The 413-nt window shown below is 42.6% G+C and carries 1 protein-coding gene; it reads right to left on the bottom strand.

Annotated elements, in window-relative coordinates:
* Nucleotides 1–178: 178 nt before the first annotated feature.
* A partial coding sequence (locus tag H3V12_RS11120; RefSeq protein WP_210326834.1) for a hypothetical protein occupies nucleotides 179–413 on the bottom strand: 235 nt, incomplete at its 5' end.

Genomic DNA, 413 nt, shown 5'->3' with positions numbered 1-413 from the left:
GCAGCAAGACACCGAGGCAGCACAAGCAACCTTGGCGTGTTCAACATGAAGTGTAACCTGAAAGTTTATATTCATGGTCACAACGCAACTTATGTCAAACATAGACGCTACAGCAATTATGCATAAGCATAAACTGGTACATTCCTCTAAGAGGATTGTTTTTTCATGGCGAAAAGTCCTATTCTTCCATCATCGACCATAACAGGTTTTTGTCAAAGTCAAGCACTTTATGCCAAGGCCAAGCCGACCAAATGAAAATCCGTATAGCTGTTCGGGAGTCATAAGTATTCACAGCGAATGTATCAATGATCAAGCTTAACATATCTCTTGAGCACGGAAATACCGAGCAGCAAGACACCGAGGCAGCACAAGCAACCTTGGCGTGTTCAACATGAAGTGTAACCTGAAAGTTT

The sequence above is a fragment of the Bartonella sp. W8167 genome, assembly GCF_016100335.1.
Lineage (GTDB): Bacteria > Pseudomonadota > Alphaproteobacteria > Rhizobiales > Rhizobiaceae > Bartonella > Bartonella apis.
The sequence above is the reverse complement of the archived record's forward strand: the minus strand, read 5'-3'. Positions and strand labels throughout refer to the sequence as shown.